We start from the raw sequence: 6,473 nt of genomic DNA on the forward strand, positions 1-6,473 counted from the left end.
CGTGAACCCCATCACACAACTGAACCACCACCAACCAGCCACCACAGCACCCAACCCAACACCCGCCGTCGAACCCCAGATAGACACCGAAACAAGAGGCCAGCGAGAAAGCGACACCCAAAACAGGCGATTCAATGAGAGAGCATCCCAAAGGGGGAACGGCAGGTACGCAAAAGGCCGGCACCCACACAGGGTGCCGGCCTTTTACAACAAGCAGGACAAACAGGACAAGCGGAACGGTGAGCGGCTAGGCGGAAACCTCTACCGTCGCCAGGTTCTTCTTGCCGCGGCGCAGCAGGAGGTACCGGCCGTGAAGCAACTGGTCCTGGCCAATAACGGCATCAGGATCAGAGATCTTGGCGTTGTTGACGTAGGCGCCGCCTTCTCCGACAGTGCGGCGGGCAGCGGATTTGCTGTCCGAGAGGCCGGAGGCAACCAACAGGTCGATGATGCCCAGGGAGTCGCTGCCGATCTTGGCGGACGGGAGTTCTGCGGTTGCTGCGGCGAGGGTTTGCTCGTCGAGTACGGACAAGTCGCCGTTGCCGAAAACAGCTGCGGATGCCGCGATGACCTTCTCCGTCGCGTCAACACCGTGAACCAAGGACGTGACCTCAAAGGCAAGCTTCTTCTGGCCCTCGCGTGCGAACGGTCGTTCTTCCACGGACTGACCCAGCTCCTCGATCTCGGCACGCGTGAGGAACGTGAAGACCTTGAGGCGGTCCACCACGTCGGCGTCAGCCGTGTTCAGCCAGAACTGGTAGAACGTGTAAGGGCTGCACATGGCGGCATCGAGCCAGATGGCGTTGCCTTCGGACTTGCCGAACTTGGTGCCGTCGGAGTTGGTGATGAGCGGCGTGCCCAAGGCATGGACGCTCTTGCCTTCCACCTTGCGGATGAGCTCAGTACCGCTGGTGAGGTTGCCCCACTGGTCCGAACCACCCGTCTGCAAGGCGCAACCGTAGTCACGGAAAAGCTGCAGGTAGTCCATGCCCTGCAGGATCTGGTAGCTGAACTCCGTGTAGCTGATGCCTTCGTCCGAGCTCAGGCGCGAGGCCACGGCGTCCTTGCGGAGCATGGTGCCCACGCGGAAGTGCTTGCCGATCTCGCGCAGGAAGTCGATGGCGCTCAACGGCGCCGTCCAGTCAAGGTTGTTGACCATCCGGGCCTGGTTGTCGCCCTCGAAGCTGAGGAAGCGACGCACCTGGCCTTGAAGGTACCCGACCCACTCGGCAACGGTGTCCTTGGTGTTCAAGGTGCGTTCCGCCGTCGGGCGCGGGTCGCCGATCAGCCCGGTGGAGCCGCCCACGAGACCCAGCGGCTTGTGGCCAGCCAACTGCAGGCGGCGCATCACCAGGAGTTGGACGAGGTTGCCAAGGTGCAGTGACGGAGCCGTGGGGTCGAAGCCACAGTAATAGGTGATCGGGTCCCCCGCGAGCAGCTTTTCCAGTTCCGTTTCGTCAGTGGAAACGTGGACCAGGCCGCGCCATTTAAGCTCCTGCCAGATATTGGCAAAGGCGGGATCGTTCTGTTGGGACTCGAGGCTGTTTACGTGTGACACGAGTTCTAAGTTAGCAGGATTGCCCACGCCGTTTTTCCTAGCGTTCGATGCCGGCCGGGAGGGGCGCGGCGGTGATGAGACGGAGGCGCTGGGTGGGCCGGGTCATGGCGACGTAGAGGTCGCCCACCTTCCCGTGTTCGTGGTTGAGCATGGCAGCAGGTTCCAGCACCACGACGCCGTCAAATTCGAGGCCCTTGGCTTCCTTGGGACTGATGACCACGATGTCTTGCTCGTAACTGCCGGCACCCGTGCCGATACGGCGTCCGTAGACTTCCCGGAGGGCTGTCGTGGCTTGCGGAAGCAGCTGCCCATCGGCAATCACCGCGAGCAGGCCGCCGTCGATCGCTTCGATTTCCTCGGGGAGGACATCCACCAGGCGCGACACGATGGCATCCGCATCCACGCGGTCGACGATCGGCGACCACTTGCCCTCCCGCACGGCCTTGGGTGCGGAGACAACCAGACCTGCACGGTTGGCCATGCGCACGGCGGCTTCTGCGATCTGGGACGGCGTGCGGTAATTGACCGTAAGTTCCTCGAGCGTCCAACGGTCACCAAACAACGGCGCCAGCGCGCTTTGCCACGAATTGGCACCGGCCGCGGCGCTCGTCTGGGCGATATCGCCCACGATCGTGAACGACTTCAGCGGGCAGCGGCGCACCAGCAGCCGCCACTGCATGGGTGAAAGTTCCTGGGCCTCGTCAACCACGATGTGGCCAAAGGCCCACGAACGGTCGCTGGTAGCCCGCTCGGCTGCCGTGAGACGGCCTTCGCGCTCTTGGTTCTGGTCCGCCAGTTCCTCGGCGGTCATGAGGACGTCCACTCCCATGGCTTCCATGTTGGCCAGTGTCTGCTTGGCGTTGGCTAGGTCGCGGGCACGGTCCGCCTCCTGCTGCGCCAGTCCCCTGCCGGCTGCCGGGTCCAACTCGCCCAGCAGTTCGGCGGCCTCATCCAGGAGCGGAACGTCGGCTTCGGTCCATGGGGCGTCCGCCGGCCGCTGCAGCAGCAAGCGCTGTTCCGGGGTCAGATGCGGAGTGCAGGCCTCCAGGATCTGCGGCTTGCTGAAGAGCTCGGAAACGAGTTTCTCCGGGGTCATGGGCATCCAGCACAGGTTGAGCATGATGCGCACGTCGCGGGCGGTCCGAACGTCCTCGGCGAGGTAGGCGCGATCGGCGTTGTTGCCGATGTTTGCGGCCTCAACCTGGTCCGTCAGTTGCTCGGTGAGTTCGCGGAGCAGGATCTTGATGAACGTCAGGCGGGCCTCGTTGTGAGGCTTGCCGGTGGCGCGCGCCTTGTCGCGGGCGCGCCGGACCTGCCGCTCGGTGAGGGTCAGCTTGCGCGAATCGACCTCAAGGATCCGGTCCTTGCCGGGGGTCCGCTGCCGGTTGGCCACCGCGTTGGCCACCACGGTTGCCATGTCCAGCTTGCCCTTGAGGGCGGCAATGTCCGCGTTCTCTTCCGGTACTGCGTGGATTCCCGGCATGAGCCGGCCGAGGCTCGCCATGACCACGCCGGTCTCACCGAGGGAGGGCAGGACGCGTTCGATGTAATGCATGAACGACGACGACGGTCCCACGAGCAGCACGCCCGCGCTCTTGAGGCGGTCACGGTGGGTGTAGAGCAGATAGGCGGCACGGTGCAGGGCAACAGCGGTCTTACCCGTTCCGGGACCACCTTGGACAACCAATGCGCCGGAAATCGACGAACGGATGATCCTGTCCTGCTCGGACTGGATGGTGCCGACAATGTCCGACATGCGGCCGGTGCGCTTGGAGTTCAGGGCGGCGAGCAGGGCCCCCTCGCCCTGCAGCGAATCGTCGTCGGCCAGCATGTCTGCGTCCAGGACGTCATCTTCGATCGCCTTGACGTCGCGGCCTTGGAGGATCAGATGACGACGACGGCGCACACCTTGGCGGTCGAATGCCGTGGCCTGGTAGAAGTGGCCGGCTTCGGGGGCACGCCAATCCACCATGAGCCGCTGCAGATCTGCCGTGGACAGCCCGATGCGGCCGATGTACTGGGCCTCGCCGGAATCCAGGTCCAAGCGCCCGAAAACCAAGCGATCGTCGACGGCGTCGAGTTGGGCAAGGCGGTCCTCGTACAGCGCGGCGAACGCGTCACGTTCCGAAACGTTCTGCATGGTTCCCACGGCACCGGCCTTGCGCACCTGCGCCAGTTGGGTGCGCTTCTCTTCGCGCAGCTCATCGAGCCGGGCATACAACCCGGCAACGTATTCCTGCTCGTGAACCAAATCAGCGTCGTGCATCGAAACCGTAACCCCTATCGCAAAAGACAGACCGTCCATTCTACAGCGATTTTGGTAAACGCGTGGGGTACGGGCCATCTGGTGGATAGCCGGCGCGTCGACGGGGCGTCGTGGCGTTGGATCAGGCAGTGGAGGGGCGGGGGCGCGGCCGTGCGGCTTTGTAGCGGGACACCGTGGGATCGTCCTCGATCCAGAAACGCCACGGGTATTCCGTGGTCCCACCCGGACCGGCAACGCCCACCCTCGGTCCGCTGGCGACGGCAGCCGCCGGTGACTCCGGCAACCACAGGCTGAAAGGTGCCGCGAGCGCGTCACGGCCTGAGTCCGCCGTCGTGAGTCCCAACGCCGACGCGAGCCGGGCCGGCCCGCTGGCCAGGTCTTTGTGCGCCTTCGACGCAGGGCGGCGGACCGCGGCCAACTCTTCGCCTGCCACGATTTCGCCGGCGCGGAGCAACAGGGCCGAAGGTGCCCCCTCCGGCCCGCAAACTATGTTGGCGCAGTAGTGCATGCCATACGTGAAATAGACGTAGAGGAATCCCGGCGGCCCGAACATGGGTGCGTTCCGGGCCGTCCGACCTCCGTACGTGTGCGAGCCGGGGTCCGGATGGGCCGAGCCGCGCGGACCCATGTACGCCTCCACCTCCGTGAGCCGGACAGACACGGGACCGGACTCCGAGTAGTGGGTGAGCACCGCTCCGAGGACAAACGGCGCGAGGGTCCGCGGGTCTCCTGACAGGACGTCGCGGATGCCGTGTGCGTCGGTAGCTGCCATGTCTCAGACCTTAGCAACCAGGCTCCGCGGCCATGTCCGATTTCCGCTAGCAGCGGCGTCTGTCGACTGACAGGATGGAGCCATGGACTTCTGGCAGCGCTACAGGGCAATCGACGCCCGCGACCCCCGCTTTGACGGACAATTCTTCACCGCGGTCCGTTCCACGGGGATCTACTGCCGGCCGTCGTGTCCGGCCAGGACGCCCAAAGCCGAGAACGTCACCTTCTACGAAACCTCGGCGGCAGCACACGAAGCCGGTTACCGCGCCTGCAAGCGATGCCTGCCCGAGGCCGTCCCCGGCACGCCGGCCTGGAATCTCCGCTCCGATGTAGCCGGCCGAGCCATGCGGTTGATTAACGACGGCGTCATCACCCGTGAAGGCGTAGACGGACTGGCCCACCGGCTGGGGTACTCTGCGCGTCAGTTGAACCGGATCCTGAGCCACGAACTCGGTGCGGGTCCCCTGTCGCTGGCTCGGGCCAGCCGCGCTCAAACGGCCCGGACGCTCTTGGTCTCCACCGACATGCTGTTCGCCGATGTCGCGTTTGCGGCAGGCTTCAACAGCGTGCGGCAATTCAACGACACCATCGGCGAGGTCTTCGCCATGACTCCCACGGCGTTACGCGCCAGTGCGCCACGCTTGGTCCCCCGCCACGGCGACGAAACCGTGCCACCGGCAACACTGACCCTGAACCTGCCTTACCGGGAACCCTTTGACCCGGGGATCTTCGACTTCCTCGCAGTGCGCGCGGTTCCCGGGATCGAGGCGGCCGGCGTGGGGCCGGACGGACGCCGCCACTATTCCAGGACCCTCCGGCTCCCCCGCGGCGAAACCACGTTTACTGTGTCCTACGATCCCGAGGCAGCCGGCACCAGGTCCCGGCTGCAACTTGCGGCTACGGTTGCCGACCTCCACGACCTCCCGGTACTGCTGAGCCGGGTCCGCCGGTTGTTCGATCTCGACGCCGATCCCGTCGCCATCGATGAAGCCCTCGCAGGCGACCCGCGGCTTGAACCGGGCGTCCGGGCCGTCCCGGGGATCAGGCTTCCCGGGGCCGTGGATCCCCAGGAGCTGCTGATCCGGGCCATGATCGGGCAGCAGATCACCGTGGCTGCGGCACGAACGGCGCTTACCCAACTATCGGCCGCCGGAACCCCTGCCGATACGGGCCGCCCGGGACTGGACCGCTTGTTCCCGACGGCGGCACAACTCGCCGAACACGGCAGGGAACTCCTCCGCGGACCGCAGCGGCGGATCGATTCAGTGGTGTCCGCGGCGGCCGCCATGGCCGACCGCAGCCTCGATTTCGGCTATGGCGACGACGAAGCGACCTTGACCCGGAAGCTGTTGCCGCTCCCCGGCGTCGGGCCTTGGACCGTTGGTTACGTGTCCATGCGCGTGCTCGGAGCCCCTGACGTTTTCCTTGGCAACGACGCCGCTGTGCGCAACGGACTGAAAGTACTGCCGCCCGGTTCGCGTGCGGCGGGTTCGGAATTGAGTCCGGACTTCCGGGAAGTCAGTCCGTGGCGCTCCTATGCGGTCATGCACCTGTGGCGCGCCGCAGCTACGAAACGCTAAACCCCCACCCCCGACGCTCTCTCACCAAACCGCCCGTTTCCACCGACCCTCCCTCACCAAACCGCCCTTTTCGGCTGACCCTCTCTCACCAAACCGCCCTTTTCGGCTGACCCTTTCTCTCCAAACCGCCCCCATCCGCCGATCCTTCATCACTTCCCTGAAGCAAGTGATAGAGAGGGTTCGCCCAAACCGGCAATCAATGAGGGGACTGTCTGAATAACGGTGTGTGGGGTCTGGCCTGATCTGAAGGAGACGGCCGTGTCTGAATCCACGACTGGGATGGCAGGGATGATGATCG

General features: G+C 65.1%; 4 protein-coding genes. 1 reads left to right on the forward strand and 3 read right to left on the reverse strand.

The features are described 5' to 3' along the window. Positions 1–247: 247 nt before the first annotated feature. The 3 genes from tyrS to ACIQT2_RS23890 form a co-directional block, all read right to left on the reverse strand. Positions 248–1,558, reverse strand: coding sequence for a tyrosine--tRNA ligase (tyrS, locus tag ACIQT2_RS23880; protein WP_400331615.1), 1,311 nt, complete (start codon positions 1,556–1,558; stop codon positions 248–250). Positions 1,559–1,595: 37 nt separating this feature from the next. After that, positions 1,596–3,824 (reverse strand): AAA family ATPase, encoded by a 2,229-nt coding sequence (locus tag ACIQT2_RS23885; RefSeq protein ID WP_402951741.1) that lies wholly within the window; start codon positions 3,822–3,824, stop codon positions 1,596–1,598. A gap of 121 nt (positions 3,825–3,945) precedes the next feature. Beyond that, positions 3,946–4,596: a DNA-3-methyladenine glycosylase gene (locus ACIQT2_RS23890; RefSeq protein ID WP_402951744.1), complete on the reverse strand. Its 651-nt coding sequence runs from the start codon at positions 4,594–4,596 to the stop codon at positions 3,946–3,948. 82 nt (positions 4,597–4,678) lie between these two features. Between ACIQT2_RS23890 and ACIQT2_RS23895 the strand changes: the two genes are divergently transcribed. Beyond that, on the forward strand, positions 4,679–6,175 hold the full coding sequence (locus ACIQT2_RS23895) for an AlkA N-terminal domain-containing protein (protein ID WP_402951747.1): 1,497 nt from the start codon (positions 4,679–4,681) through the stop codon (positions 6,173–6,175). Positions 6,176–6,473: the final 298 nt, after the last annotated feature.

Source organism: Paenarthrobacter sp. NPDC090522 (assembly GCF_044769225.1).
Taxonomy (GTDB): Bacteria; Actinomycetota; Actinomycetes; order Actinomycetales; family Micrococcaceae; genus Arthrobacter.

Coding starts and splice junctions, on each gene's coding strand:
- ACIQT2_RS23885 (WP_402951741.1), bottom strand. CDS start 3,824: ATGCACGACGCTGATTTGGTTCACGAGCAGGAATACGTTGCCGGGTTG.
- ACIQT2_RS23890 (WP_402951744.1), bottom strand. CDS start 4,596: ATGGCAGCTACCGACGCACACGGCATCCGCGACGTCCTGTCAGGAGAC.
- ACIQT2_RS23895 (WP_402951747.1), top strand. CDS start 4,679: ATGGACTTCTGGCAGCGCTACAGGGCAATCGACGCCCGCGACCCCCGC.